The 26778-nt window shown below is 58.9% G+C and carries 30 protein-coding genes; 21 read left to right on the top strand and 9 right to left on the bottom strand.

The annotated features are described in order from the left end of the window. Window positions 1–8 precede the first annotated feature (8 nt). Both P0D84_RS41710 and P0D84_RS41705 read left to right on the top strand, forming a co-directional pair. Complete coding sequence (locus P0D84_RS41710) at window positions 9–2030, top strand: TnsB C-terminal domain-containing protein (protein ID WP_408348271.1); 2022 nt, start codon at window positions 9–11, stop codon at window positions 2028–2030. Between the two features lie 179 nt (window positions 2031–2209). Then, window positions 2210–3757 (top strand): ATP-binding protein, encoded by a 1548-nt coding sequence (locus P0D84_RS41705; RefSeq protein WP_408348268.1) that lies wholly within the window; start codon window positions 2210–2212, stop codon window positions 3755–3757. Window positions 3758–4111: 354 nt separating this feature from the next. On the opposite strand, the gene P0D84_RS41700 is transcribed toward P0D84_RS41705, so the two are convergent. After that, window positions 4112–4333 (bottom strand): hypothetical protein, encoded by a 222-nt coding sequence (locus P0D84_RS41700; protein ID WP_088176886.1) that lies wholly within the window; start codon window positions 4331–4333, stop codon window positions 4112–4114. Window positions 4334–4345: 12 nt separating this feature from the next. Continuing rightward, entirely contained in the window at window positions 4346–5140 is a 795-nt protein-coding gene (locus tag P0D84_RS41695) for a hypothetical protein (protein ID WP_408348264.1), read from the bottom strand. A gap of 566 nt (window positions 5141–5706) precedes the next feature. Here P0D84_RS41695 and P0D84_RS41690 point away from each other — a divergent pair. The 9 genes from P0D84_RS41690 (at window position 5707) to P0D84_RS41650 (ending at window position 10242) form a co-directional block, all read left to right on the top strand. Then, window positions 5707–6135: a hypothetical protein gene (locus tag P0D84_RS41690; protein ID WP_408348261.1), complete on the top strand. Its 429-nt coding sequence runs from the start codon at window positions 5707–5709 to the stop codon at window positions 6133–6135. Window positions 6136–6140: 5 nt separating this feature from the next. Further along, the gene (locus tag P0D84_RS41685; protein ID WP_408348258.1) at window positions 6141–6410 is read left to right on the top strand and encodes a hypothetical protein; all 270 of its coding nucleotides are present in this window, start codon (window positions 6141–6143) and stop codon (window positions 6408–6410) included. Continuing rightward, the gene (locus P0D84_RS41680) at window positions 6407–6697 is read left to right on the top strand and encodes a hypothetical protein (protein ID WP_408348255.1); all 291 of its coding nucleotides are present in this window, start codon (window positions 6407–6409) and stop codon (window positions 6695–6697) included. Before P0D84_RS41685 ends, P0D84_RS41680 begins: the two co-directional genes overlap by 4 nt. A 3-nt stretch (window positions 6698–6700) precedes the next feature. Beyond that, window positions 6701–7915: a DUF1173 family protein gene (locus P0D84_RS41675; RefSeq protein WP_408348253.1), complete on the top strand. Its 1215-nt coding sequence runs from the start codon at window positions 6701–6703 to the stop codon at window positions 7913–7915. 55 nt (window positions 7916–7970) lie between these two features. Then, a complete protein-coding gene (locus P0D84_RS41670; protein ID WP_408348250.1) occupies window positions 7971–8465 on the top strand; it encodes a hypothetical protein in 495 nt (164 codons plus the stop codon). Between the two features lie 27 nt (window positions 8466–8492). After that, window positions 8493–8804 carry a hypothetical protein gene (locus P0D84_RS41665; protein WP_408348247.1) on the top strand — a complete coding sequence of 104 codons (312 nt, stop codon included), beginning with the start codon at window positions 8493–8495 and terminating at the stop codon, window positions 8802–8804. 59 nt (window positions 8805–8863) lie between these two features. After that, on the top strand, window positions 8864–9256 hold the full coding sequence (locus tag P0D84_RS41660; protein WP_408348244.1) for a DUF7682 family zinc-binding protein: 393 nt from the start codon (window positions 8864–8866) through the stop codon (window positions 9254–9256). Between the two features lie 98 nt (window positions 9257–9354). After that, the gene (locus P0D84_RS41655) at window positions 9355–10023 is read left to right on the top strand and encodes a hypothetical protein (RefSeq protein WP_408348241.1); all 669 of its coding nucleotides are present in this window, start codon (window positions 9355–9357) and stop codon (window positions 10021–10023) included. Between the two features lie 81 nt (window positions 10024–10104). Then, window positions 10105–10242 (top strand): hypothetical protein, encoded by a 138-nt coding sequence (locus tag P0D84_RS41650; RefSeq protein ID WP_408348238.1) that lies wholly within the window; start codon window positions 10105–10107, stop codon window positions 10240–10242. A gap of 298 nt (window positions 10243–10540) precedes the next feature. Here P0D84_RS41650 and P0D84_RS41645 read toward each other — a convergent pair whose 3' ends face one another. After that, a complete protein-coding gene (locus P0D84_RS41645) occupies window positions 10541–11668 on the bottom strand; it encodes an integrase domain-containing protein (protein WP_408348235.1) in 1128 nt (375 codons plus the stop codon). Window positions 11669–12867: 1199 nt separating this feature from the next. Between P0D84_RS41645 and P0D84_RS41640 the strand changes: the two genes are divergently transcribed. The 3 genes from P0D84_RS41640 to P0D84_RS41630 all read left to right on the top strand — a co-directional run bounded on the left by P0D84_RS41640 (window position 12868) and on the right by P0D84_RS41630 (window position 14736). Then, entirely contained in the window at window positions 12868–13887 is a 1020-nt protein-coding gene (locus P0D84_RS41640) for a PRTRC system protein D (protein ID WP_408349772.1), read from the top strand. Next, window positions 13884–14270, top strand: coding sequence for a hypothetical protein (locus P0D84_RS41635; RefSeq protein ID WP_408348232.1), 387 nt, complete (start codon window positions 13884–13886; stop codon window positions 14268–14270). The genes P0D84_RS41640 and P0D84_RS41635 overlap by 4 nt, the downstream gene beginning before the upstream one ends. A 232-nt stretch (window positions 14271–14502) precedes the next feature. Then, entirely contained in the window at window positions 14503–14736 is a 234-nt protein-coding gene (locus P0D84_RS41630; RefSeq protein ID WP_408348229.1) for a hypothetical protein, read from the top strand. A gap of 109 nt (window positions 14737–14845) precedes the next feature. Here the strand turns inward: P0D84_RS41630 and ltrA are convergent, their stop codons facing one another. The 6 genes from ltrA to P0D84_RS41600 form a co-directional block, all read right to left on the bottom strand. Beyond that, window positions 14846–16213: a group II intron reverse transcriptase/maturase gene (ltrA, locus tag P0D84_RS41625; RefSeq protein WP_408348226.1), complete on the bottom strand. Its 1368-nt coding sequence runs from the start codon at window positions 16211–16213 to the stop codon at window positions 14846–14848. 456 nt (window positions 16214–16669) lie between these two features. Beyond that, window positions 16670–16891 carry a hypothetical protein gene (locus tag P0D84_RS41620; RefSeq protein WP_114200377.1) on the bottom strand — a complete coding sequence of 74 codons (222 nt, stop codon included), beginning with the start codon at window positions 16889–16891 and terminating at the stop codon, window positions 16670–16672. A gap of 103 nt (window positions 16892–16994) precedes the next feature. Beyond that, window positions 16995–18074, bottom strand: a complete 1080-nt coding sequence (locus P0D84_RS41615; RefSeq protein ID WP_408348222.1) for a primase-helicase zinc-binding domain-containing protein — start codon at window positions 18072–18074, stop codon at window positions 16995–16997. Window positions 18075–18344: 270 nt separating this feature from the next. Continuing rightward, window positions 18345–19121 carry a hypothetical protein gene (locus P0D84_RS41610; protein ID WP_408348219.1) on the bottom strand — a complete coding sequence of 259 codons (777 nt, stop codon included), beginning with the start codon at window positions 19119–19121 and terminating at the stop codon, window positions 18345–18347. 11 nt (window positions 19122–19132) lie between these two features. Next, entirely contained in the window at window positions 19133–19567 is a 435-nt protein-coding gene (locus P0D84_RS41605) for a hypothetical protein (RefSeq protein ID WP_408348216.1), read from the bottom strand. A gap of 109 nt (window positions 19568–19676) precedes the next feature. Then, a complete protein-coding gene (locus tag P0D84_RS41600; RefSeq protein WP_408348213.1) occupies window positions 19677–19988 on the bottom strand; it encodes a hypothetical protein in 312 nt (103 codons plus the stop codon). A 388-nt stretch (window positions 19989–20376) separates the two neighbouring features. Here P0D84_RS41600 and P0D84_RS41595 point away from each other — a divergent pair, with 388 nt between their 5' ends. From P0D84_RS41595 to P0D84_RS41565, 7 genes are all read left to right on the top strand, one after another. Continuing rightward, complete coding sequence (locus tag P0D84_RS41595) at window positions 20377–20856, top strand: nuclease-related domain-containing protein (RefSeq protein ID WP_408348210.1); 480 nt, start codon at window positions 20377–20379, stop codon at window positions 20854–20856. Between the two features lie 623 nt (window positions 20857–21479). Continuing rightward, window positions 21480–22799: a hypothetical protein gene (locus tag P0D84_RS41590; protein ID WP_408348207.1), complete on the top strand. Its 1320-nt coding sequence runs from the start codon at window positions 21480–21482 to the stop codon at window positions 22797–22799. A 58-nt stretch (window positions 22800–22857) separates the two neighbouring features. After that, on the top strand, window positions 22858–23247 hold the full coding sequence (locus P0D84_RS41585) for a hypothetical protein (RefSeq protein WP_408348204.1): 390 nt from the start codon (window positions 22858–22860) through the stop codon (window positions 23245–23247). Next, window positions 23235–24044 (top strand): FlhC family transcriptional regulator, encoded by an 810-nt coding sequence (locus tag P0D84_RS41580; protein WP_408348201.1) that lies wholly within the window; start codon window positions 23235–23237, stop codon window positions 24042–24044. The genes P0D84_RS41585 and P0D84_RS41580 overlap by 13 nt, the downstream gene beginning before the upstream one ends. A gap of 13 nt (window positions 24045–24057) precedes the next feature. Further along, window positions 24058–24228 (top strand): hypothetical protein, encoded by a 171-nt coding sequence (locus P0D84_RS41575; protein ID WP_167455805.1) that lies wholly within the window; start codon window positions 24058–24060, stop codon window positions 24226–24228. A gap of 1 nt (window position 24229) precedes the next feature. After that, complete coding sequence (locus P0D84_RS41570) at window positions 24230–24598, top strand: hypothetical protein (protein ID WP_408348198.1); 369 nt, start codon at window positions 24230–24232, stop codon at window positions 24596–24598. 200 nt (window positions 24599–24798) lie between these two features. Beyond that, on the top strand, window positions 24799–25836 hold the full coding sequence (locus P0D84_RS41565; protein WP_408348195.1) for a CAP domain-containing protein: 1038 nt from the start codon (window positions 24799–24801) through the stop codon (window positions 25834–25836). Window positions 25837–26778 lie beyond the last annotated feature (942 nt).

Genomic DNA, 26778 nt, shown 5'->3' with positions numbered 1-26778 from the left:
GCCCCAACATGGTGATACGACTCAAGGACATCCTGTCTCCCGTAGGGGCGAGGTCCGGGTTCGATGGATTGCATCGCGTCATTTACATAGATTTTCCGCAAGACTCCGTTGTCCTGATGTCCCTGTGCCGGCCTTGGCGAATGCCTGTATTACGTTCCCTCAGCGAGGTCAATGCATGCCTGGCGCCAGAACAACGTGCCTTGTCGATCGGGACCTTCGAGCTTCCCTCTTACATGTTTCGTGGCGAAGAGGAGATACCTGCTAGTGCCCGCACCCTGCGAGACAATGCGTGGAACGCGATTGAACCATTGGTCAGCGGTCCCGAGACGTACCGACTATACGATCCAAATCTGCGCGGGCAGGTCATTGCGGCACGCGCTGTCGAAGTGCAAATGCAGATCAAGACGCTTCACCGCATTCTATTTCGCTACTGGGTCTACGGGATGACCGAAAGCGCGGTGCTTCCTGATTGGGCAAACCGGGGTGGAAGAGGAAAAAATAGAAAAGGAAAGGCTCCCGGAGCTGTGACGGGCCGAAAGATAGGGAGACCCGTGAAGCCTGCGATCGAGAGCGCCGGAGGGGTCTTGGTGGATTTCAATAGTCAGGCGAGCGACCTCGCCGTCTTCCAGAAGGCAATTGCGCTCTACTACGACGAGGAAGGTGGCTCGCTCAGGGCCGTCTACCGTCGGATGGCCCAGGAGCTATATATCTCCGGACATCGGAACATCGACGGTATCACCGTGCCGATTCCGTTGCCGGCAAACGATGTTCCGTCGTACAACATGTTTGAATACGCCGTTCGAAGGGACTTTGATGAACATGAACTTTTCGTGCGGCGGATAGGTGAACGCGAGTACCTGCAAAACAAACGCGGCTTGGACGGTTCCGGGCGAGAGGGTGTTCTTGGGCCCGGTGACCGTTACCAAATCGATGCCACGCTAGCTGACATCTATCTGGTCAACCGATACAGGCGGGATTGGTTGATCGGGCGTCCCGTCGTCTACCTTGTCATCGACCTGTTCTCGACAATGATCACCGGGTTGTTCGTCGGCCTGTGGGGACCGAGCTGGGACTGTTCCCGCCTGGCGCTCCTGAACGCGTTTACAAACAAACGAGCGCTCTGCAATCGCCACGGGATCGACATTCAGGATTCGGACTGGCCGTGTGACATCGTCCCAACACGATTGCTCGCCGATCGTCAGGAACTGCTGGCCGATGCTGCGTCGAGCTTACGTCGTGATCTACAGGTTCATTGCGAAATAACGCCACCTTACCGACCAGACCTGAAATTCATCGAGACCCGTTTCCGGCTGCTCAATCTGGATAGCCGCATTCAGTGGCTTCCCGGCGCCGTGACGCAGCGAGCGAGGGAGAGAGGCAATCGCGACTATCGGCTGGATGCCGTACTCGACCTGGACCAATTCACGCGTATTCTGATCAAAGCGATCCTGCACTACAACAAATACCATTTCTGCCCTCAACATCTGCTTAGTCACCCATCTACAGCCAGGGCAGGCATTGATGCGACACCGCTCTCAATGTGGAATTGGGGAATTCAGAATGGCCTCGGCTCATTGCGCAGGGAGGACGGCAATCTGCTGCGCTTCGGGCTACTTCCGAAGGCACGCGCCAGCATCACGGCGAGAGGGGTCGTATTCAAGGGCATGCGATACGAAACAGAACGGGCACTGCGCGAACGATGGTTCTCACGGGCGAGAAATGGCGGCCGTGAAACGGTGGAAGTGGCGTACGACAACAGCTGGACGAACAGTATCTGGTTGCGAGATACGAAGACTGGTCAGTACGAGGCGGCGACGCTGCGCTCTACAGATGAACTCTATCGAAACCGGCGTATCGAGGAGACTTTGGACCTGTTGGAAATCAACAGCGTGAAACCGGGTCGCCTTGTTGACCAATGCCGTCAGAGCAGCGCCATGTTAGGGGCATCACTGGCTGAGGAGGTCGCGGAAGCGAAAAATTTCGCTGAGACGCATGCACGAAGCACATCGAAGGCAGCCCAATTGGCATGAATTCGTGAGCAACGGGCATTCCAGGCTCAGACTGATCGACTGCGCGATGCTTTCGAGTCGTACGCAAGTAACCCCTGCGCCGCGAAGCCAGCTCTTGAGCCACAAGCGGAGGACGATGAAGGCGAGTCGATTGTCATCGACATGTTACGGCAGGCGCGCGACGCAACGAAGAGAAGCGAATGATGGCACGGACATCTGTGGTCGACGCCATATATCGACCAACCGGTGTCGCCCACTATGGCGGAAATCCCCTCATAGAGGCGCTGCCACCAATCATGGACCTGCACACCGCTACTACAGTGCTTAGTCACTATGTCAGTATCGAATCTTGTGAACTGGAAGCTCCGACGCAGGTTCGGAGCCATTGCGTCGGACGCCTTTATAGCCTAGTGCAGGCATCTCCGCTGTACATCGCGATGCAAAGATCGTTTGATGAGCTGATCAGGGGAGGTTACGTAGGGAGAAATCCGTTGGACACGACTGTTCAACGTCATCTGTATTCGATCCGTGAAATTGAGACACTCACGCCTCCATCGTGGCTTAAGGCAACCTCCGGTGTGCTCAGTCTGACAGGACCAAGTGGCATTGGAAAAAGTACGATGATCGAACGTATTCTCGCGTGCTACCCGCGGGTGATCCAACACAAGCAGTACGCCGGCGAGAAATTCGTTCATCCGCAGGTCGTGTGGCTGAAAATCTCCTGTCCCCACGACGGGTCGCTGACCCAGCTATGTCTGGCGTTCTTTGTTGCGCTCGACTCGGCGCTTGGGACTTCGTATGCGAAAGTATACACAACCGGCCGGCATGGTGTGCCTGGCCTGCTGGCTGCCATGCGACAGCTGTGCGCGACGTATTCCGTGGGCGTACTGGTCATCGACGAATTGCAGCATCTCAGCCTCGCCAAGGTCGGCGGCAAGCGGAAGATGATGAATTTTTTTGTGAACCTTGTAAACGATGTGGGCGTGCCGCTGATGCTTATCGGCACCTACGGAGCGACATCGCTCTTCCAGGAAGCGATGCGCGATGCGCGACGGGCATCCGGCGACGGCATGAAGGATTTCTGCCGGCCGGTCCAGACCGACAGGTGGTGGGATTTGCTCGTAGAGACTGCGTGGGATCGGCAGTGGACCAGGGAAAGGATTCCCTTAACTCCGGAAACAAAGCTCCTACTATACGATCTCAGTCAGGGCATTACCGACATCCTTATAAAGCTGCTCGTTCTTGCACAGCGGCGTGCATTGCGCGGGCCACGGGAACGCATCACCGAAGCTGACTTCCGATACGTGGCTGATCACGACCTTGTGTTATTGAGGCCAGCCGTCGCCGCGCTGCGAAAGGGATCAGCAAGAGCGTTGGAACAATACGAAGATCTGCTGCCGACAAACGAAGAAATTGCCAGGCATCTTGCAGCACTGGATCAGGCATGCGCCAACACGGCCGAGGAGGTAATGTCGGCGTTGCGAACGCGCGCCGTGTCGCAACGCGTCAGGGTTGATGGATCGCAGGACGAACCGGCCGATCCGAATTCACAACAATCGCTGGATGAGGAACTTGCTGCAAGCATCCGACAGGCAGGTAGCATCAATTCGCTATTGAGTGTGCCGGTCGGTGATGACGTACACGCCGGCCTGAGAGCGTGTGGGCTTGTCGTCGAAAGCGCTGTGGAACAATCCCAAGGGATAGATGTAGATTGTCCGGCCGCCAGATCGAAGAAGCCACCTCGATAGTGTATCGACAGGGTAAGGTGAAAGCTGCGTCCTGCTTTATGTCGTTGCACGTTGACTTTCTCAGCATACGTTCCGCGACATAGGCCATCCCCCGAAATACTTTGACTGATGTGCCCGTCTACTACCAGAGGTTCACGAGTCCAATTGTCCGAAACAATTCCGCGTTCATACCAGTTCGCCCTGATGAGCCACCGGAGCCGCTTGGGACCCGAGGCTCAGCAACGAGCGCAAGGGCTCGTACCAGTCCGGCGCAAAAGAAAACAGATCTCTCTGCATGATTGCATCCATAGAGGAAAAGGCCCGCGTGAAGCGGGCCAAAGAAAAAGGCGCCGGACGTATCCGGCGGGTTGGAAACTACAGTTGATAGAACTTGCGAACGGCTCGGCGACGGGCGGCAAACGGCTGCCCGCCTGTCACATGGAGCGGGGCCTGCAGCACGACATGACGCAACGCCGCAGCACGAAACATCGGTGAATAGCACTCACGCGCGCGCACGATGGTGATGAGATTGTCGAGAGACAACGCGTACGTCCTGGCGACGTAGCGTGAGAACAGATAGATGCGTTGACGGGACATGATGGCCCCCGATCAGTAGCGGTCACGGGAGGCGAGGTGTTCTGCCCCGAACTCGCTGATAAACAACGACAGAGCATCGCCCACCTGATGCGAGAACTTGAACTGCCACTTTTCGTTGAACATCACGACGTCAAGTCCGTGAAGCGAAACCTTCTCCCGCGTTTCAAAGTGGTAATCGACGAGTCTTCCATGGTTGAGCTCGACCGATAGCACGTCGAACCCGGCATGCCCCGCAAAGGCAGAGAGCCCACGCATGATGCACGCCGCAGTCTGCTGCGACTGATAGGTGGCCTTCCGCGCACTGGACCGATGAACCGGCTCGCTCCAGATGCGCGCTTCCAGCACGATGGCGCTGGAGGTGCGCTTGATCTCGGAATCCGGACGGATGTTGAAGCCATTGATGATTAGCTTCGCAGCCTGCATCAGACCGATCCGCTTGCCGGCGTCACCGCTGTAAGTGCGTTCGAGATGAGCCCAGAACGCGTCGAAGTCAGGACATTTCCCCGCCCTGAGCGCGCCGTGAATATCGATCGACGCGTTAGCCAGTTCCTTGCTGTTGTCTATCTCCAGCCGTCCGCCTGGTGGCGAAAAACGTCGAACAGCCTCGCTGACAAGTACGTGAGAGAGCCGATTGCAGAAGTCGCTGAGTTCACGCTCCGTCTTGTATTCGGATCGGGACTCTGCAGCGCGGTAGCAATACTGACCGTCGCTCGGAAAAAGCGCGGTCTCTGCTGCGCTCACTTCCAGATAGGCAGCGGCCGCCTTCGTTTGTGCGTCCTTGAACTGCTGAACAAGTGCTGTATACATGGTGTTTCCCTCGATGAATGGACGGGACACACCACGCCAGAGCGGGATGATTCCCGTCCGGGTTGAATGAGCGGCCCAAGAGCGGCCGTCAGATGGATTGCGCAGGTGCGCGGTCAGTCGATGCGCGTATGCGCGGGTGATGTGTAAACAATACGGCGCGCGTAGCCGTCGGCAGGGCCGAATGACGGCGTTTTCACATCCCCTCTTGCGTGCGTGCCCCTCGGGTTATCAACATATTCTGGGGACAAGCATGTGGATAACGTGACTCTCGAAAAACTGCGGGCTCTTGTTGTTCACGTCTGCGCGACGCGGCTCCCCCAGGCTGCTGCTATATCGAACCTCGGCCATATCTTTACCCATGGGTAGACTACTAACGAAGAATGACGCTGTTTTCCTGCTTCTTTTCAAGGGTCGCATTACATTGGACTTTCGAAATGCCAGTCGTTTCAACAGTCGGGTGCCGAAAGGACGGCGATTTGCTGTGTCTTTGCAAGCCGCGCGGCAACGTAGTAGTCGGAAAATAAGACCGTGCCCGCCCTTGATGGGTGAACTTTCTATCGACTCGCATGAAATTTAGTCAACGCGCCACGCTGTCCATCCTCACCATCGCCGTGCTCACGTCAACGGCGACGATCGGCCTCGCTGGATTGCAGTTGCAACCCCAGCGCGCAGCGGTGGGCGTCGTGATTGATACGGCAATCGTCTCTGAACTCACTGGCGTGTCGGATGCGATCCGGGATATGCCGCCCGCACTTCGTTCGGGTGTGCTCGCCCGTCACGACGTGGGCTCCGAACAGGCACTAGCCCAGTCACTTGCCGCACAGCGTGCGAACCTTGCGGTGTCGGAAAGAGAACGCGTCGAAGAGATTGCGGTGCGCGACAAGCGCGCTATCTGGCTCATTGGCCTGGCCGTGTTCAACACATTCGTCATCGCAGTCGGCGCGATCTCGCTCTTCGACGCGTACGGAACAAAGCGCCGGCACGCGCGACCGTGACCCGCATGCAACAGGCGACAGACCAGCTACGCCCTGCCATGGGCTATTGCATCGAGACCCGCGCGTTGGCGCTGTCCAACGGCCATTTCCCCGGCCTCGTGCTCGAACGCACCTTCATCCAGGAGCACGTCGTTGATGGCGTGACTCTCCTCGAATTTCAGAACGCGACAGGGGCCCGCCACGTCATCGACGTCGCGACCATCGAGCGCATCATCCCGCTCGGGCGGATGGCCAGACACGGCGACGCTCTCCGTACTGCGGATGTCCAACCATGACCACGATCGTCTTTGAATTTGTCGATACAACGCGTGGACAAGGGGTCGGCGGCGCCACGGCGCTAGGACTCCCGGACTGCTGGATGGACGCACTCATCGGCGATGGATATGTCGAGCAGCGCGACTACATTGCACCCGGCATACTGCGACGCATCGTTGCGCGCTTTCCGACCCAGCACCACCTCGACCAGTTCGCCAGCAGCGTTCGTCAGGTGAGCAAGCTGCTTGGGACACACGCCTTTCGCGGCAACGTAGGCAACACGTGGCCGGGTTTTCTACCGAACTGACAGATGACAAACGTCCGATTCGATGGCCTGGTGACATCCCTCGAAGAGGTGCAGGACAATCCCGCACGCTTCGCGACACGACTCGAACGCGCGAAGCGGACGTCTGGCTACGCCGAGTGCCTTTGCCAGAGCGCGGGCGGGGGCAAGCCGCTTCGACTGGTCGTTCGCCGCTACGGCGCGCTCTTCCATCTCGCGCGCTGGCCAGACGAAGGTGTCTATCACAAGCGGGACATCTGTTCGTTCTTCGCCGAACCCACCGCATTGAGTGGCGCTTCTGGCATCGAGCAGGAAGCTATCCGCACGACGCATTCGGGACTCGATGCGAGACTAGACGTGTCCCTGACGGTGCGCACTGTCGGCGCTGTTAGAAGCGAAAGCTCACCGGGCGATAATTCGCGCGCTGCGTCGCGCCGATCCGCACCGCTACTCGGTTTTTTGCAGCGCGTGTGGCAAGACGCTGGCCTGAACCATTGGTCAGGCGGAGCACAGCGCAACTGGGGCACCTGCAGTGCACAGATCCTCGCGGTGCTCGGCGAAGGGAAGATGAACGGCAAGCCGGTTCAGGACGTCGTTCACGTCATGCGGCGCTATGAAGAAAGTGAACTGCCGACCATCAAGGCTGAGTTCGACGCCTTCCTGAGCCGGATCGAGACCACGCCGACAGAGTCGCGCCGCGGCGTCGTGATCGCGGAAATCAAGGCCATCGATCCTTCAAAGTATGGCTTCATCGTTCGCCTGCGTCAGACATTCGAGACGTTCTATGCATCGAAAGCGCTTGTTGAAAGCGCTGCCCGTTCTTACCGGCACGCGTGGCCGATGATCGGCCAGCCGGCATCCCGAGTCGTCGCCGGGCTCGTCGTTGAACGCACGAAGGACGGCAATCTGCGCGCGGTCGATCTCGCCCTGCAGCTTTGCAACCGCGCGTTCATACCGTGCGACTCGAGCTACGAGGTCGATATGGCAAACCGTCTTGTGGACGAGCGGCGGCGGTTCGAAAAGCCGCTACGGCGGGACGAGGGCGACGACATGCTGCCCGACTTCCGTCTGACAGACACAGCGCGGCCAACCGCAATCGAGATCTATGGCATGGAAGCTAACGACGCATACCGCGCCCGCAAGTTGCAGAAGCAGGCGATGTACGCTTCGCGCCGTGAGCCATGCGTCGAATGGGTTCCACCATCGCCGCTCTCCTCGGTCGTGTTACCGTCGCCGACTTGACTTGCTGCCGATGCATATAGGGTGAGGCAGATATAGCCCGAACAGGATCGACAAAATGGAATCCAGCTCTTTCTTTCTTCAGCGCGCTCTGGCCCGCGGTGCTGACTGGCACGTCAGCTATCCGGCACTCTGCATGGCAAGCTCGACCGATCCGGTCGACGAACGGCGCAAGCAGATCGTCGTCGCCGCTGCGGACGACACAACCGTGCGGATGGCCTTCTTCAGCTCTCTCGGCGCGATTCTCGACTTTCAGGCATCGTGGGACGAAATGGACGGCGCCACGCGCGGCTGGCTGAAGTTCACCACGCGCTGGAATCGGTGGTGGCTTCCGGAGGTCGCTGCGCTCGCAAGCATTGAGCGGCACGCCAACACGCCAACCGATGTGCGCTTTGCCGCCGGCAGCGGCCGCGTCGCCCCTTCGGACACGGACGCGTTCCGTCGTTATCTTGACACGATCGAGCAGCACTACCGGCGCGACGAAGCGATCTCCCGCAATCTGTTTGCGCCCGACGCCGCTTTTGACATACAGTCCCGCGCCCTCGCCCCATAAACCCGTACTTTTACCGCCCGGAAGCGCATGAGCAGTGTCCTCCCGTTCGCGCGCATGCGCGTCACCACAGACGATCGCACGCACCGCCCCGGCGAATGCGCCCATCGCAATATCCGCCTCGACCCACGCGGCGGAATCGTTACCTGCCGGGATTGCTCTGCCACGCTCACGCCCTTCTGGGCCCTCACGATGCTCGCTGACCAGTACGCCGTTGCACTCACTCACATAGAGCGCCTGGAAACGAGGCTCGCGCGGGCGGACTCGCGCATCCTCGAACTGTCGGCCGAACTGGATTCCCGGCAGCCCACGAAAGGCCCGTTCAAACCTTCCTCAACCTGACCTTGACTGAGGGCTGCTCCATGGTCGAATGGTGAACCATCTAACTGAAGGGCATCACCATGAAGCGAGACTTCCCTTGCGGGCACTCGGGCAAAGGCAAGTACTGCCATACCTGCGTCGCCATCACAAAAGCCAAGGAAGCCGAGGCGCTCGCGCGACAGCATAAGCGCCTCGCCAGGCCAGAACTGGCCGCAGCCGACCCGATCGACCTGTCCTGCGTGGCTCACCTGCCATCCCTTCGGAGAGAGGCTCGATCGATCCTCACGAAAGTGCGGGACGGCACTCACCCGTGCGCGCTCAAGGGAAAACCGATCCGCTCGTCGAACCGGCAGCTCCTCTCGGTGCCCGTTGGATACGCCTACCGCCTGGTGTTCGACTGCGAGTCATTGCGCCCTCTACGCCTCCTCTCGCACGAAGCGTACAACCACGCAGCTGACGCCCTGAGCGACTGACTTGCCGCAATTTGTGTTTATTCCTGTCGCTTTGCCCAGAAGCGCTGGTCGGGAGACATTACAATTCGACTATAAATACTCTGTCCCCCGGAAGCGCCATGACTGATGAACTTTTCCCTTGCGCACACTGTGGTGGCAACTGGGCATTCGGCTGGTCCCAACGAGTGATCGGGGGCCGCATCAGGCCTTCGACGGATTTCCTGCAGATCAATTCCAGCACTGCCCCCGTGATGAACGATATGGAGGCGCGGTCGCTGTCGGAGCCGCCGACCGAGAAGCTTTGCTGCATCCTGTGCGACGACTGCGGGATGCAGACGCCGTGGATACCCGTCGGCGACGACAGGCACGCCGCACTCGATGAGGCCGGAAAGATATGGAATCAGCGATTGAACCGCCCGGCCGCGGCCGAGGGCGAATTGCTCGATCTCGTACGCAAAGAGATCTCGCCGATCGACGCGCCGTACATCCTCGATTTACTTAGCCGCACAACGGAGGACTGGGAGAAGCGCGGCCCGATTTTCTCAATGCTCGCGCAGAAGATTGTCGACGGGAAAATCACCACGCGCGATTTCTGGCCGATAGACCCGGTGCTCGAGGATGCCGCCCGTTATCGCACGCTGCAGCAGATGGCCCGCTTCGTCTACATCGATGGCGTGGCGTCCGTTCAGTTCCCACGCATTCCGGCGACCAGTGGTGACGAGGATTGCTCTTTTGAGATCCGCGTCTCAGCCGCCGTTGACGACCTCCCGGATCGCATCCGCTGGTGACTTGACTTCGCGGGAGCGGCGCCATACTGGACTCAACTCTCGCCACATCGGTGAGCGAACAACCACCTGTCGGAGAAAAACATGTCCCCAGTCGAATACGTTCGTGCCGCGTACCGCCATCGCGAAAAGCTCGCTCCGCAGCTACTTACCGTGCTGGCCCTCGGAGTGATTTTCACGTATCACGCACTGACCAGCCCAGTCCTTGAATGGCTGCGTTAGCCAAAAACAGTCCAAAAAATTAACCGTGGTTATTTTTTTAAGAAAACGGTCGTCATCAAGTGCCTGATTAGTCAGCTTTTTTTGCCGCCCACCTCCGTTCCAAAAACGGATATTTGTATAGATTTTTTGGAACATCCGCCTTCTGTACCTCGCGATCTACCGACTCGATAGGTTGCTTGATCGGTGCCTGAACAACGTAATCCGCTCATACATTTGCTGCATGTGCCGGTAACGGAGACCTTGGGTCATTACCCGCCAGGACGGTGTGAGGCAGGCAACCGGACAAGCGGCCCGTCATTCACTTTTCTAACAGCCTGTAAAGCGCTTGACGCGAGATTCCCATCGCGGCTGCGGCGCGTGATTTCACTCCGCCCGCAGTTGTGATGGCCTCCAGTGCCATTTCCCTTGTCAGCGAACGCGTCTTCTTCGCAGCCAACGCAGCATGCGTTGAGAGATAGGCGTTTGCTTTAGTCGCGCGACTATGACCTGCCGCCTCGACAACGCGCTGCATCGCCGCCTTGTGTGCCTCACGATCCACGCGCTCTGATGGCATCTTGATCGGCGCTGCAACGCCAGTAATCCGCTCGTACATTTCCTGCAGGTACTGGTGACGCAGACCGTGGCTGGTCACCCCAATTCCCGATTCGGTGACGCCGTGTTTGGCCAGCACCTTGTAATAGCGCCACTTCCACTGCTGTTTGGTCATGCCATGCGGGATGGTCGAGCCGGTAAAAGGATTGGCCAACGCGGCAGCTTCTTCCAGTACCGAAAATTTGAAGTCGATCGGCACCGCCCGGTCACGGCCGCCTTTTGTCCCGCGGGTTACGCTCAAAAGGCCATCGTTGCGCACGGCCTCGGCGGGGCGCAGAAGGAAGCTCTCTTCCACGCGCAGCCCAAACGCCGCCTGAAGCTTAAGCTGAACTGCGACGCGCGGATCTGTTTTTGCAATCTCCTCGATCTTCGCTGAGGCGTCGACGCCGTTTCCTACCCAGGACTTATCTTCGAGCGCCACATAAGAGCGCACGAGACTATTCGCTTCTCTGTCCGCATATTCAGACAGGGTTCCGATGAGGTTCGTCTTTCCCATCCAGTCAGCGAGCGCTCGTAGATAAGTCAACTTGTTCTCAATCGTGCCACCGCTGAGGCCGGACTTGATCCACAGGTCTACAAGGAACGTCACGTGCTTCTGCTTCAGCGCATACGGCGATTGGAGCGCATAGCCGTTTTTCCGAAGCTCTTCAAAAGATCGGCAGATCTGCTGCGTCCGATACATCTGGGTTTTGATGGAGAGAGGCTTGGCGCTGATTCGCGTGCGACTGTGCACCTTCTCGACATTCTCCAGAAAGAGGTTTTCAAGTACCCCTTTAAAGTCGGGCGGCAACCGATAATCGCGCAGCACTGCGCGCACATTCAGAATAGCTGACATCCTTACAACCCCATGAGTAGCAACGGTCAAAGCGTTGTACAGCGCCTTGCCTAAACGCAGCGACCGAACATTTTCCTGATCTTTTACGGCTTGCTCCGGTGCGCTGCGCGCGAGACGCTGGGAGCCTATCCCCGCATCAACCTGTCGCGCTGCGCGTCGCGTTCCCCGCCGGGTACAACCTTCCTGTCCTTTAGCGATTCCATCGGTTCAGCCCCGCACGTGGAAGAGACGTGCATCGACTGTCCATCTGCTGCCTGCTGCGAGGCACCACGCTCGCGCGCAATGCCTGCCTGCGATATCTGCTTTCCCTGCCATCACCGAACCGGACCTGCCTTTGCAGGGTCCATCGTCGTTGATCGGGTTCGCTGTCTCGCAGGTCGGGCCGCAGCGCTTTTCGCTCCGCGATCCCGACTCCGCCGACTGCTCTAGCTGCCGGACCGGCCTGTGACACGTTTTCACGCGCCCGTGTGCGCCGTCTCTCGACTCGCACGTCTGTGGCCAACCGTCCGGCAAACCGTTTGCGCTGTTTTTTCTCCGGCCGCGCCCGCCGTTCGTCTTCCGTACAGGGAAGTGTTCGCTGTAATAGCGATCACATCCCCCACCCCCAAGTCCGTTCAATCCGCCGCTGTGTGTCGGGCTTCATGCAACGGTCCCAGCTTCGTGTGCTGAAAGGGTGCGTCCAATGCTGACTCAAGCGTGAGTTACGTCCGGTTTCGGACGTGTCCGGTGTCCGGCAACTCAGCTCAAATCGCAAAATCGGGCAAAACCGCCCGCAAACCCAATGGATATCGCTCGTCCGGTTGCCTCAAATCGCCCCGGATTGCTTTTGATTTACTTCAGAAAAAGGCCGCATCAGATTGCGGCCGTGGACAGGAAGGGTTTTCGCCAGGCAAAGCGATCCCTTCAATGGTGAAGCTTGGAGGTCGATGCGCTTATCGCGCGGTGGGTAACGCAAATAATAGCCGCGCCCGCCGCTCTCTGAATTTCTAAAGCTCCCTAAATCTTGTGAGCTTTAGCTTTCTTGACTTTGCTCCACAGCCGATAGAGTTGGAACGTCACACGCGGTCTTGGGGCCAACGTTGGCCCAAGCTTGGGCCAAGAAAAAACGAAGTCTTCGCGGCAACGATCTTTGGCCCGAACTCGGCCCCTGCTTGGCCCAAGCGCAGGCAATCAATGTTCAACAACTCTGGAGAGAGTCAATGAAAGTATCAGTATTCGCAGTCGACGTCGGCTACGGCAACACGAAAAGCGCGTTCCGTATGGGTTCAGACATCGCCACGCAAATGTTCCCGTCGCTGGCGCCCATCGCGGTCAGCGACGCAGTGTCGGGCTTCGGACAGGGCGTGCTGCACGCGCGCAAGGTTGCGCCAATCGAGGTAGACGGCGCAACCTATGAGATCGGTCCCGGCGTAGAACTGTCGTCGGCTTACGGCAACGCGGGCCGGACGTTGTCGGAAGATTTTTGTCTCACCGCCAACTATGCAGCGCTGCTTGGTGGATCCCTCCATTTTGCCGGCGTAACCGAGGTCGAACGCATGGTGCTTGGGCTGCCTGTTCACAGCATCACCAAGTACTCCGCGCATCTTCGCGACGCGTTCACGGGAACCCTCAACTTCGGTCATGGCGAGATCAAGGTCGGTTCGGTCAAGGTCGTCCCGCAACCGCTTGGATCGCTTGTCTCCTTCTCCGAATATGGGGGAAGCCGCTTTGATCGCGAGAACGCCCACCTCGTCATTGATGTCGGTTACTTCACGACGGACTGGGTGGTCGCTCACGGCTTTACGATGAATGACCGTCGCAGCGGTGGTGCTCCGGGCGGGGCGTCACATGTTTATAAAAGCATTGCGTCTCTGATTGCGAAAAAGGAAAGCGAACCGGTCGACGACATTGAGCGCATCGACAAGTGTCTGCGCGAAAGGAAACCGCTGTTGTTCTACGGCAAAGACATCGACCTCGCCCCATATCTTGAACAGTCCCAGGCTGTCGTTAATTCAACGGTCAAGGACATGCAGAACCGCGTTGGTCGGACCGCTGATCTGCGCTCGATCGTACTGACGGGAGGCGGAGCGGCGCTCTACGAACCGGCAATACGAGCCGCGTTCCCGCGGGTACAGCTCGACGTGCTGGAGGCGCCGTGCTATGCCAACGCCAAGGGGTTCCTGATCGTCGGCGAGGCAACGCTTGCACGCGAACGCAAGGCGCTCGGAGCCGCTGCATGACTGGCAAGGCGCTGGTCAAAGTCACGCTCAACGAAGCGACAGACCCAGATCTCTTCGCCTACATCAAACAGTTCGACAACGAGCGCCTGCGCGCCGGCGCGCTTAGGGCGTTGGCACGAGCGGCGCTCAACGGCGGAGGACCGAGACGCGTCGACCCCGCCCTGTTTGACGCGCCGTCCCTGCAGATGACCGACGCGCCGACGCCCCGGCGCTCCGCAGGCGCAACAGATATGGTAGAAAGCGGTCCCGTACCTACACTCTCTACTGGAGCCGCGCCGTTGGCCGCGGTGCAACCAACACAGCGGCCCGCTGCCGATCCGTCGGTCGCCGGCACCCGGCGATTCGACACGGAGGCTATCGCCGACCAGTTCGCCGGGTTCTAGTTGCAGCCGGTGGCCTTGACTTCGTGCCGTATTTGCGAAGATAGGTCATCGGCCTGCATGACGGGCCTTACCAATGGAGTGGGAACAATGGACCTCTTGCACGTACTAACTAACGCGGACTGGACTCGGGCCGCGCGCTTCTGGCTCCTGGTGGCTGTGGGCGTTGCCGCCTTAGAGTCTTCCTATCATCTGCGCGATGCGGTGCTGTCGTGGCTTCACAAGGACAGCGATCATGCTTAACAAATTCTGGAGTCTGGATCCCCTCGCGCGCCGTGCGATCGTTGCCGCCGCGCTTTTCGGCTTCATTGCTATCGACGTTTTATTGCCCAAATGCGATCTCACCGTTTCGGTCTTTATGATTTGCGGCATCGCATTTCTGTGGGCGATCGGCGTACTGCGCCCTTTCCTGTTCATGATGTTTCTGCTGTTGAAGATCGTCTTCCGGATCAAGACCTCTCCGTGGTGAACCAATTCATCGACCCAGGGATCGGGATAGGGGCAGGCCTCGCGGCCCGACCCCTCCCACACCACCGTGCGTACGGGTCCGTACACGGCGGTTCGGATCAGTTGGCCGGCTATGTGCGTAACGATGGAAGGCCGAGAGAGCCAAGATAGCGGTTGGTGAGGGCGCGTTGCAGGGCGGGACTGTTACTCAGTCGCCATGCCGAGTGCGGGGAGCCGACCGTTTGGGCAGCCAGATCCCGATCGACGCCGCGGGCCGTCAACTCCCGGAACCGTTTGGTGCTGTTCTTCCATTGTTTCCAGAAGACGCAGCGAACACGGCGTCGTACCCACTCATCCAGCCGCTGTAATGTGCTGGGCGTCTCGCAGAAGCCGAAGTAACCGCGCCACCCGGTAAGGTAGCGTTTGAGCCGCTCCATCAACTGCTCGATGCTGATCCCTCGTGCGCGTTGGGTCAGGTCCCGGATTCGTTCCTTGAAGCGGGCTAGTGCCTTGGGCGCAATGCGCCGTTTGACCTGATCCCGGTTCGAGAAGCTAAATCCCAGAAACTTCCGCGTGTGTGGCCGCGCGACCGCGCTCTTCGCCTCATTGACCTTCAGCTTCAGCTTGCCGGTGAGGAAGGCCTTCAGCCCCGCCATCACCCGTTGGCCAGCGCGTTCGCTGCGTACGTAGACGTTACAGTCGTCGGCGTACCTCACGAATCGCAGTCCGCGCCGCTCAAGCTCCCGGTCGAGATCGTCGAGCATCAGATTGGATAACAACGGTGACAGGGGACCGCCCTGGGGCGTCCCTTCGTCCGTTGCGCCAACCAGCCCGTTCTCCAGCACGCCCGCCGTCAGGAAGGAGCGGATCAGCTTCAACATCCGTTTGTCGCTGACCCGCCTGGCCACCCGGCTCATCAGGATATCGTGGCTCACGCGATCGAAGAATTTCTCGAGGTCCAAATCTACAACCCAGCGATGTCCCGCCTGAATGTAGTCTTGCGCGCGCGCCACGGCCTGATGCGCCGAGCGTCCCGGACGGAAGCCGTAACTGGTATCAGAGAACGTTGGGTCCCACTGCCTTTGCAGCACCTGCAATACCGCCTGCTGGACGAACCGGTCAAGCGCAGAGGGAATGCCGAGCTTACGCACGCCACCTCCATCCGGCTTGGGTATCTCGACCCGTCTCACAGGTTGTGGCTTGTAGGTTCCTTCGAGCAATGAGGCCCGTATCGACGGCCAATGCTCACGCAGGTACGCCGGTAGTGCCTGAACCGTCATACCGTCCACGCCCGGCGCACCCTTGTTCGCCTTCACACGTTTCAACGCCCGTTGCAGGTTTCCCCGCTCACAGACTTCTTCCATCAGTCGGTCACAAGCCGACGGGCTTTCAGTTTCGGGGTTCGCCGCCATAGGTTCAGCCCCTCGGGCGACGGTCATCCGGGCTTCACCCAGACCTCCGCCGTCAAGGACGCGTTGCGTTTTCTGCTGCTCTCCCATGTCGAGTTCTCCGGCTTACTCGCCGCTCCTCTCCGTTTGGGCCTTCAGGCGTCGCCGCCCTACTATGCCCGCTGCTGACTCCTGCACGGCGATCAGCAACCCTTGCAAGTTGCTCAGTCCTGAGTCCAGGACACCGGGCAGGCCTCCCGAGGTAAGCACAACCGCCTTCGCCACACGCCTGCCAGATCTACCACCCCGGGCCTTGATGGTTATGGACTTCGCGATCATCGGCTCGCTCGTCCGGCCGGGTAGGCCTCATATCTGGTTTCTGTTCGTCAGGTCGTGGCTTTGCTCCACGCTTCCTTCAGACCCCGCCTCGCGACGACGCCCTTGCGTTTCACTAGCCCTTCACCACCATCAGGTTGGGCAGGGGACTTGCACCCCCAAGCTGTTGCGCATGCTCGGCGCACCGAAAAAAACCCGGCCAATGGCCGGGTTTGTCGTTATGGGGTTGAGTCAATGCAATAAGGCGATACCGCGAGCTCGACCCTGGTAGCGTACGCAATAAGACCACGCGTCGTCCAGCTCCACGCCGCGCTTCTCCGGCGTAACAATGCCGGTTTTACGCCGGTCGATCACGTCGTAAGCCTGCGCTTCTGACTTGCCGACTCGTACCGAACCATTCTTGATGCCCGAGGTAGCAACAATCTCAAACCGGCCAACAATCATCTTGAACATGCTTCTCTCCATAGGGAAGGCCCAGACGGATTGCGGCCCCGGCGGGGACGAATCCCCACCGGGCGGTTAAGAACAACGACTGAGCGGACGAAGCCGCCGTTAATCAGATATGCAGTGCCTCTCGCGTCCCGCCGAACCGCACGGGGCCGGCTCGACCCCGAGGCTTGTTACACGACGCCATCCATTCGTCCGCAAAGTCAGTCCCGCGAACCTTGGGGCGGTGAACGATTGCGGTGTAGCCGTCAGCGCGAAGGCGCTTGGCAAGCACCAGCGCATCAGCCATCCCAGGCGACTTCCGCGTTTTCGGATCTACTGCATCAAAGTCCGCGAAGATGTGCACTACGCGTATCCCTAGGCCATCGGGAACAACGAAATCGGAGAGCAACACGCGGTTAAGGCAGTACCAGACCGGCACGCCAAAAAGCATATGCGCGCCGAGCACCGATTCGAGCCCCTCGCCCACACCGATCTCGCCGTTGACCGGCTCCATCAGCCGGACTGCGCCGCCGTTCAGTTTGTGCAACGTCACGTCGTTCATCTTTGAAGGCAGAACTTCACCATCGTTAGTGATGATCGTTGCCTTCGCGGGCTTCGACCGATCAAGGAAGGTCCGATGAAGTGTGCCGAGGCGTGCGTCGGGCAGCGTGAATCTGGCGAGAACGCCAGGCCACTTACCGATCACCTTCTTTTCATGCCGGTACTCAAGCATTGCCAGCCGGAGTGCCGGCGACGACGAAAGGTCGAGGCCCGGCACACGCTCTCGCAGATACCTCGATATGAGATCGTCCCGCCCATGCGCCGCAGCGTTCTCCCACATCGACTCGAGCCTCTTTCGCGCCCATGCCGGATCGGCCTTGCGACCTGGCGAAGGCGCCGAGGAGCCTGGCGCGTCACGCGCCGGCAACGGGACGCCGCCGGCGAGTTCGAGCATCAGCTCGCGAAAGGTGATACCGACTGCTTTGCAGATAAGCTCGAAGCCGTCTCCGGCCTTCATGCTTCCTTCATTGCACTTGCGGCACACCCAGTCGCCGCGGCCGCGCTTGTTGTCATAAGTAAAGCGGTCGTTACCGCCGCAAATGGGACAAGGCGACCCTTTGCCGGTCAATGAGGCTGCGGGTACTCCGTACTTCTGGAGCAACGCTACCCACTGTTCGGGGGACAGTTTCAGGTCCTTAACATTCATATGTCACTCCATTAGTGGTGTGGTTGAGGTCGATGCCTTTACAGGCGGTGAAACCGTTGCTCAGAAAAGCCGTCTGTCACGCGCGAGGCACGCGAAACGGCTTTTCTCAGCAAGGACGGCGCTGCCGGTTGGGATCACGGAAAGGTGCGAGGAGGGAAAACTCACCTTTCGCGCCCTGCCGCCCCGTAAGGGATGGTCAAGGCAGCGAAAAGGTGAGCCGATACAGGAACAAAGGTGAGGAGGTTCGGGATCAGACGCGCTGAATGGCGATCAAGACTTCTTCTTGATAGACCACAGCCACTTGTCCCACAGGACTTGAGCGCCTGTCGGATCAAGAATGGGCTCCCCGCGCGAATTGACTGCGGGCACCTTCGTCTTGCCAAGTCGCCGGACTTCGACGCGATCTCCAATGCGGCAGTGCGTCTCCGCGATCGCGTCACGCAGGCCTTCGCCCTGCAACACGCGGGTCTGTCCACGGTGCTCCAGCGTCAGGCAGAACGACTCATAGGTCTTGCCGGGTCGCTTGCCATCCGGGAACTCGCGCTCACCCCACTCCGTTACGACGCCGTAATGCGAACGTTCCATGCGAGGTGCGACCGGCGCTTTCGTGGGCGATGCCAACGCCGGTACCGCATTCTCGATCACGACCGGTGCGGTAGCTGGCTTGACTTGCGCGCGTGCACGGGGACGCTCTTCCTGCGCAGCCTCACGCTCCCGGGTAACTGGCGGAGCGGCTGCCATGATCGCTGCAGCGATCGCGTCCCTTAGCGGGCCGGGATGTTCGCTAATGACGGCCCAGTGAGGTTCGAGTGACGGGACCAGCTTCATGCTGACCGGCGTGTCACGCAATTCGTAATCGAAGGCCGGGCGAAACTGCACCACCACGTCGCCCTCATCGCGAAAAAGCCGGGCTTCGCCAGCGATCACCAGCTGACGCTCGTTGCGCCCCCCTTGCCCTACAACTATTGGCGCGGGAGTTGCCGGTGATACCGGCTCGCCAATGCCAAAGATGCCGCCCAGGACCTTGCTGAATGTTGGTGTTGTCATTTTCGGCTCTCCTACAACAAGGAGCCGAAGCAGCAGCGACGAACGTCTTCCATGTCGCGCTTCAGCAGCGGGTTGCTGACGATGACGTCCTGAAGGATCTCAGGGTCGACGCCGTTCACGAGACAGACGTACCGGTACGGCAGAGCGCCGTCCCAGAACTCCATCACCCAGCCGAGCGTTGCCCGGTAATCGTCGAGTTCAAGCTTTTTGCGGTTGCGAAGCCTGTCGCTCAGGAGCGTGCAGCAATCCATCAGCGACTCGGGCATGTTGTCGCCGCGACGACTGTCAGTGGCGAAGCCGACAAGTGCGTCGACCATTTTTTCGCGAACCGCTTCGCTCCAGAACTTCGGATCGGGAAGCGGCTCAGGCTTGAGAGGCGGAATGGCAAGGATTGGCAATTCCCCGCCAAACATATCGAGTTGCCATGCCGTGATTTCGGTTTCCATGGGTTATCTCCGGTGAACGGGAACCCATGCCCACAACGGGTCGGTTCCCGTCGGGGTGAAGTTGCAAAGATGCCCCAGAGGGGCATCTTTGCGGTCAGTGGCGGGCCGACTATTCGCCGGTGCCGGTTTTAAGCGGAACAACGACAGGCGACTTGGCGTACTGTCGTTTGATAGGGGTTACAGACGCCGTCGGGACTGCTTCAGCCTGAGGCTGGGCAGTCGCCGGCGTTGCTGAACTTTTGTCGCTCGATTCTTTTTCGTCTTTCATTGTCTTGCGAATGGATGCTTTGACCCACTGGTAAGCAACGAAACCGACGAAAAGAGCGGCGAAAAACGAGTGCATCGCGAACCAAAGGCCGAAGCACACAGCAAAGAACCACATTGGCGAACGCGTCGCCTTCATCAAGAACAGCTTCGGCATTTTTCTCTCCAGAAAAATTAACGCACTAAGGGATGTCCAGGCTGGAAGGCACTGGACCGTTTCGATGCTCATCCGAGCAGGGAAATCGGGCGCGCGGAGAGACGCTTTCCTCACGGCTCTGTTGAGTCGTGACAAAAGCAGCTATCGGCGGAAGTGAACAGATGGATAGAGGTCGGCCGCAGGTACTGAAAGGGCCAAAAACTCAGGTCGATGCGTCGAAGACGCGGGGATAGGAATCACTTTACGCATCGCCCCGCGACTCAGCGGGGGTAAAGCTCCAAAAAACATGTGCGCTTTCGCGTTGCACTGCGAATTCGACGTCTTTCGCTTCCTTGACTTCGATGAGGACGTGTCAAGCTGGTCCCATCAACAACGCATTGGGGCAGCAATGTTTTTCGAGATCCTTCTGGGCGTCGCCGCATTGAAACTACTCACCCGCAAGAAACGTCCGTTGATTGGCGACCTATTCCGGCACAAGCCAAAGGACCGCAGCGCGGCGCTCGGCGAGGCTGGCGAAGCCAAAGCTCAGGCTAAGTTGCGCGACGGCCTGACCGCTCTCTGCGGCGCGGACTATTCTCTCTTCAACGGGCCAATCATCATCGAGCACGCGCCTGGCACCGATTTCCCCACCGCGGAGATCGATCACCTCGCCGTCACCCCGTTCGGCATCTTCGTATCCGAGACGAAAAATTGGTCGGGCTTCATCAGTCCCGCGTCGGCCCCCGGATTCCTGACGAGGACAGATCGCGACGGTAACGCCCAGGACCGTCGATCGCCGCTCGAACAGAACCGGACAAAGGTTGCGTTTTTTGCGCAGCCGCCTTCCCTCGCTGTGGCCCGTCGCCAGCGCAGGGTTGCTTGTCTCTGAGGATGCACATCTCAGCCCCGCGCTGCATTCGGACCTTCCTTCTCTTGGCGACCTTTCGCACTGGCTGCGCGCGAGACGCGACATCTACGGCGGGATGCCGCCCGTGGACGTGCGGAAGCCGACCGCCGCAATAGCCCTTCTGGTCGACACGTCCCACGCCGCGATGGAGGCGCACCGAGTCCGCGTACCCAGGTAACTTTTACGCGTCACAAATCCCATAGTGTAGGACTCCACAGCTGTCACTAAATGTTTCAGGAATGCGACCGATAACAAAATCTTAGGGTTTTTTCTTTGGAGCGACAAAAGCGGGGCGCTCTGGCGAAAGGCGGTACAAAATGCGCGCCTTTCGAGGGCTGCACCTCGGATCCTTAGCGTTACTCTCTCTTACAAATTTGAGATGACGGGGGAAGCATTCATGGGGCGCTTGAAATCGTTATTGGAGCAGACCAGCGACGACTCTTCGGCGTCCCCGCAACTGCCAGGAGGCGGCAACAGCGACGACCGTCCAAGCGCAAACCATTAAGTGACAGCGCGGCATTTGCGCCGTCCGGTCTAACGAGCGATCTGCTCAATCTGACGACGACAACCAGGGTGGTCGTTCCTATTAACTTCTGGAGAGAAGAATGCAAAATGGCAAGACGTCCAGTCCCGATCGCCGGCCCAATGGGCGCGGGCTGGTGTCGGGGTTCGTAACCAAGGGCTCACTGCCCCCGACCGACGCTAACGCTGGGCAAATGGTGCCCTTCGACCCGCTGGACGAATTAGTGTTCAGCATGCAGGACCCGAAAGCTGCTACCCGCGACAAGATCGCGGATGCGGCACGTGACGTATTCGGCGGCGGCGCAGAGACCACCGAACTGGTGGCCAACCTCGTCGAACACATGATGGCCGTCTCCGAGTCGCGGGAGAAGGTCGTCTCAGAACTGATCATTCTGGGCGGGCACCTCCAGCAAATGATGACGATGGCGATCAACCATCACACCGGCCTGGTCGGTGACACCCCAAAGAGTCAGAGACGAGGCGCGCAACTGTGCTTTGCTTTCTTCGAACGGGCCATGAAGCTGACGCGGGCTTCTGCATACAACTACATGCGCTGTCATATGAAGTTCGCGGACAAAGCCGAAGCTGTGCAGATGTTCAGCTTTGGTGAGCTACGGATACTGGCCGCGGATGACGTAACCGATGAGCAGATCGAAGCTGTTGTTAAGCAGAAGCAGGCGACGCCAGATATGTCCCGCGAGGACGTCGCGAAGCTCGTAAAAGCGCTCCGGCTGAAAGAAGAAGAGATCGCGGATAAAGAAACTCACGTGGCTAACATCGAAGGTTTGCTCGCTGACAGCAAGCTAGCCCTCGATCAGAGCGCGCGGGAAAACGGCCATTTGAAGCACACGATTGCCGACCACGAACGGGCGATCCTCGAACAGGAGAAGAGCATAGCCACTCTCTCTGAGATGCTCGCTAAGAACTCAGCTGGATATCCGGCCCTTGAGAAGGCGTTGGCCGACAAGAACAAGGAGTACAAGGAACTGGCTGACAGGTTTATGGCGCTGGAAAGCTCTCCGCCAAAGGTAGAGCGAGTCGAAGTTCCGGTTGAAACGCTGCCCCCATCGTACACGTCGCTCAAAGAAGCGCTGGACGGTCTCTCGAGCCAGTTAGACGAAAAATTGAGGGAAAAACAGTTGCTGGACGCGCGGAAGGCGGAACTCGAGGCCAGCCTGCGTGAAAGCCAAGCCGCGCTCGATGCTCGTATTGCGGTCAAAAACGCTGTAGCAGATCTCACCACGGCGTGGGCATCGATTGCAGCAAAGATGGCAACCGTGCAACTGGCGGTCCAGGCGTCGGCTGACCCAACCGAATTCAATTCGACACTTGAAGCGATCGCCGCGACGATGCGCAAGTACGTGTCAGAAATCGAGGCAGCTCTGCAGCGCACGAAAGGCTAAGACGCTGTTAACGGGGTTGAGCGGCTCATGCCGCTCGCATAGAGTACGAAAAGAAAAAATGCTTAAAGTTAGTCTCTACGGCCATAGTGAGCCGCAAAACCTTCTTCTCTCCGATTGGTTGACGGAGAAAGTGCAGCGCGGCAATTTCGCTCTGACCGACTTCATGCGCCGTTCGATCGGCGCGAACGGCCGGATGCAATCCGTGTTTTCGCTTTCGCTCGACAACGTCGCGACATTCGATGAACACATTGGGGCAAAGGCCACCCTGATGAACATGCCGTTCCTCGCGCTCTCACCGGTCCTCGACGATCCGCGAGACTGGGAAAGCTTTGTCGACGGAGTAATGCACTCGCCCAAAGTAGAAAGCCTCATCGCGGCGATGCCCAGGCTAGCCAGGTCACCAGCCGTGACGTCTACCACTACAACCTGTCGTACGTGCAACTGCTGAAAGACGTGCTGCATATGAGCATCGTCGCCGTGCCGCTGCTAGGCATCTCGACCGAAATGGCTGCTTACCTGAAGCAGGTGCCAATGGCACGGCTCGAAAAAGCCGTTGGCTCCATCAGCTTTCCGCTTTTCCAGTGGCGATTCCACGATCAGAACTTCTGGCTCGAATACAGCGCTGGGTGGCTGACCGAGGAAACCGTTGCTCATTACATCATGGCCACCTCGCCAGTAAGGGCAGGATCGCTGCCCTACAAGCATTTGTGGACCGACCTTCGGCTTGAGCGAAGCCAGCGTGAAGATTTCGCCCGGCTGATGATGGCTCAAGGTTGCCGCTCAGCGACGGCGATCGACCTGTTTGGCCTTAACCAGAACAAGGCGCGTGCTTTGTACCGCGAGATCCACGGCGTTAGTTCACCTTGCGGGTGTCGGGCGAGTTCCCTGACCTGGTTCATCGAGACGGCCGTTCATCGACTCCAAGCTTCGGTCTATGTCTGGCTCTACCGCAACGGCCTCGAAAACAAGGCGAACATTCCGCAGGCGCTGATAGCTGCAAATGACGTCATGGCGAAGATGTTCGGCAGGAACCTTGTGATTACGGCAGACAGGGCCAACTACCTGACGCGTTCGATGGCCATGGACTCCCGTCTCACGATGGCACCGTGCCGGGCCTGTGGCACCGACTACGTCCTGTCCAACGGCGAAGGCAAGATCGAGCTCGCGAAGGACTTTAGCTGCCCCGGTTGCAATTACCTTCTCGCGCCGAAGAGTCAGGTGGGCAAGCGCAAGCAATCACAATAACGGAGGTCGGGCCATGCATCAGGATTTCGCGGTTCAGATCGGATTGGTGGTCTTTTCTCACGATGGCCGGGTCCAGTTCGGCTGGCGCGACATTGAGACTGGCGAGTTCCACGCCGAAGCCGACGGCCAATGCATCTCGGGTGTGATTGGCGCGGTGGAGTTCTGCTCGGACGTGATGCACTGATATGCAGGACTTCGCTTATCTCTTTGGCGACAGCGTCGCGGCCTGGCTCAGAGGCCGCGGCGACGCTCGCTTCAATCAGTACGAGCGGCATTACAAAGCGCACCGGCAGGCGACGCCTGAGACGTTCGACCTCGAAAGATCCAACGAGCAGTATGCGAAGCAGTGCGCGCGATCGGGCGGTCGGATTCTGCGCGTGCTGGACAGCAAGGCATTCAAGCACCTTGTGTTCTTTCTCGCGCTGGCCTGGGGAGGCTCATTGATGCTCTCGACGGTTGGACAACAGCAGCCAGCGGTCGCCGGCACTCTGCTCGCCGCGCTTTTTATTGCAATACGCATAAACCGGCGAAGGAACCGCTCCGGACGGCGGTAGCAAACGGTTGCGCCTACGCAACGACACTCTCGCCGCAATGGCTTACCGCTCTTTACAATGCCAGCGCACGCGAAATTTGGGGTAAGCATTCACGCTTTCCGAGAGTTGCGGCCGACGCTGCCTTGACTTGGGATTGCGCTCGATAAGATGAAAGTAAGCAGATCGCGGGGGCGACTGCACTAACGACTAGGGCCAGAAAAATGACCATCAAAAGCACTTTTACACTGACTTCCGCCGTAGTTGCGGCTGCTATCCTCGTCGCTGCATGCGGTGGTGGTGGTGGTGGTGGTGGTGGTGGTGGAAGCAGCTCGCCCGCTGCGGGCACACCCGCAAGCGCTCCGGGTTCGGCCAGCGCTCCGAGTTCGGCCAGCTCTCCGGTAACGGGCACTCAACCCACCCCGCAATACGCAGCGAACAGCGCCACGCTTGCGATGTTTAATCAGGTGAACGCCTATCGTCAGCAATGCGGTTTCCCGGCAGTTCAGCAAAACACGGTTCTCGATCAAGCTGCGCAAGCGCATGCGATGTGGGAAGGATTGAACAACACGGTGGCCGACAACGAAACGGCTGGTCAGCAAGGCTTTACCGGCGTGACTTATCTTGATCGTGCTGCGCATTTCGGATTTCCGACCACCAATGCAATCGGCGGCGGCGTGAGCGCGGCCCACTGGACCGCCGCAGCACTTACGGAAACGCAATACGGCCAACTGCTGGTGAACCAATGGTTTACCGGCGTGTACCACGCTCCGGTTGTGCTGACTCCCGTTACGAAAATCGGTATTGGCGAATACGAAACGTCGCTGTCCGGTTTCCCGGCTGCGTGGGGCTCGGCGACGCTTGAAGATACGTCGATTCAGCAACTCACCACGGGCGCACCGTTGACCTTCCCGTGCCAAGGCGTTACAGGTCTTCCGCCCAAGGCTCATACGGAAACCCCGACGCCGCCGAACACTTCGGGTCCGTGGGGCACGCCGGTTATCGTCATGGGCAACGTGACCGATACGATTGTGCTGACTTCCGGCACGATGACCGATCCGTCCGGCAACGTCATCAACCTGCAACTGCTTTATTCGGCTAACGATCCGAACAAGGAGCTTCAACCGTATGAAGCCGTGGCCTACCCGACGACGCCGCTGGCTGAGAACACCACGTACACGGTCAACGTGTCGGGCACGCAGAATGGCAAGCCTTTCACCAAGCCGCCGTTCCCGTTCACGACCGGGACTATCAACTGGTAACACTGCCGCAAAGGGCTCGCGCAGCCCTTGACGAAGAACCGCCAGTGCGATGACTTGCGGTTTTTTATTTCCGAAAATCGTTTTTCCCGAACGTCAATAGAGAAGGGGTGCAGCCCGCAAAGGCTGCACCCCTTTTTCGCTACAACCTGTCTAGGTCAAGTTTAATTTGGCCCGCCACAAGCCGCAGGTCCCGGCGAAGTTGTATTTCCCGTGAGTTGCCCCATCGCGCTTCCGTCCGTTGGACTGACAGGGCAGTACAAGATGTATGTGTTGCCGGAAGTACCACAAGTGTCGGTCCAGACCGGCCCCGTCGCACCATACTGTTGGTTGTAATAGGTGCCATGACCATACGAGCCATCGAAATTTGTATAGTAGCCGGTGAATGGCCCCTGCTTGCCAAAATTGTTCGTTAAGGTGTATCCCTGCGCCGCCGCTTCACTTGCACACGTTACCGTAGGCGTTGGAGGCGGTGGGGCGTTACAGGTGTATGTCCACGAGCTACCCGTCCACGTGGGGCCACTCGCGAAACCATACTGACAGTTATTTGGTCCCGGTGGCTGTGGAATCTGGCAAAACGGACCCGTCCACGCGCTACCTGTCCAACCTGGGGATGCTGTTGTGTCCCATCCTGCCGGACATTGCGGCGGCGGTTGATAGTTGCATTGCGGCGACGAGAAATGAGAACCTTGCCAACGTGCGCCTGCAATCGTCGTCCATCCTGCCGCAGTAGAACACGCTGGAGGCGTCTGCGCAGCAGTTGCGATCTTGGACCCGCAAGATGAATCCTGGAAGCCGTAGGAGCAGTGTGTATGCTGTGCCTGAGCCCACACCTGACTACCGATGAAGAGACCCATACATAATATTAAAAACTTGAAAAGCTTTTTCATCGTGATAACTCTCCAAACCTGTTGAAACTCATTAGGAAAAAAGCGCCTCTCCGGG

Source organism: Paraburkholderia sp. RL17-337-BIB-A, from assembly GCF_046025895.1.
Classification (GTDB): domain Bacteria; phylum Pseudomonadota; class Gammaproteobacteria; order Burkholderiales; family Burkholderiaceae; genus Paraburkholderia; species Paraburkholderia fungorum_C.
This window is presented reverse-complemented; position numbering and strand designations above follow the sequence as displayed.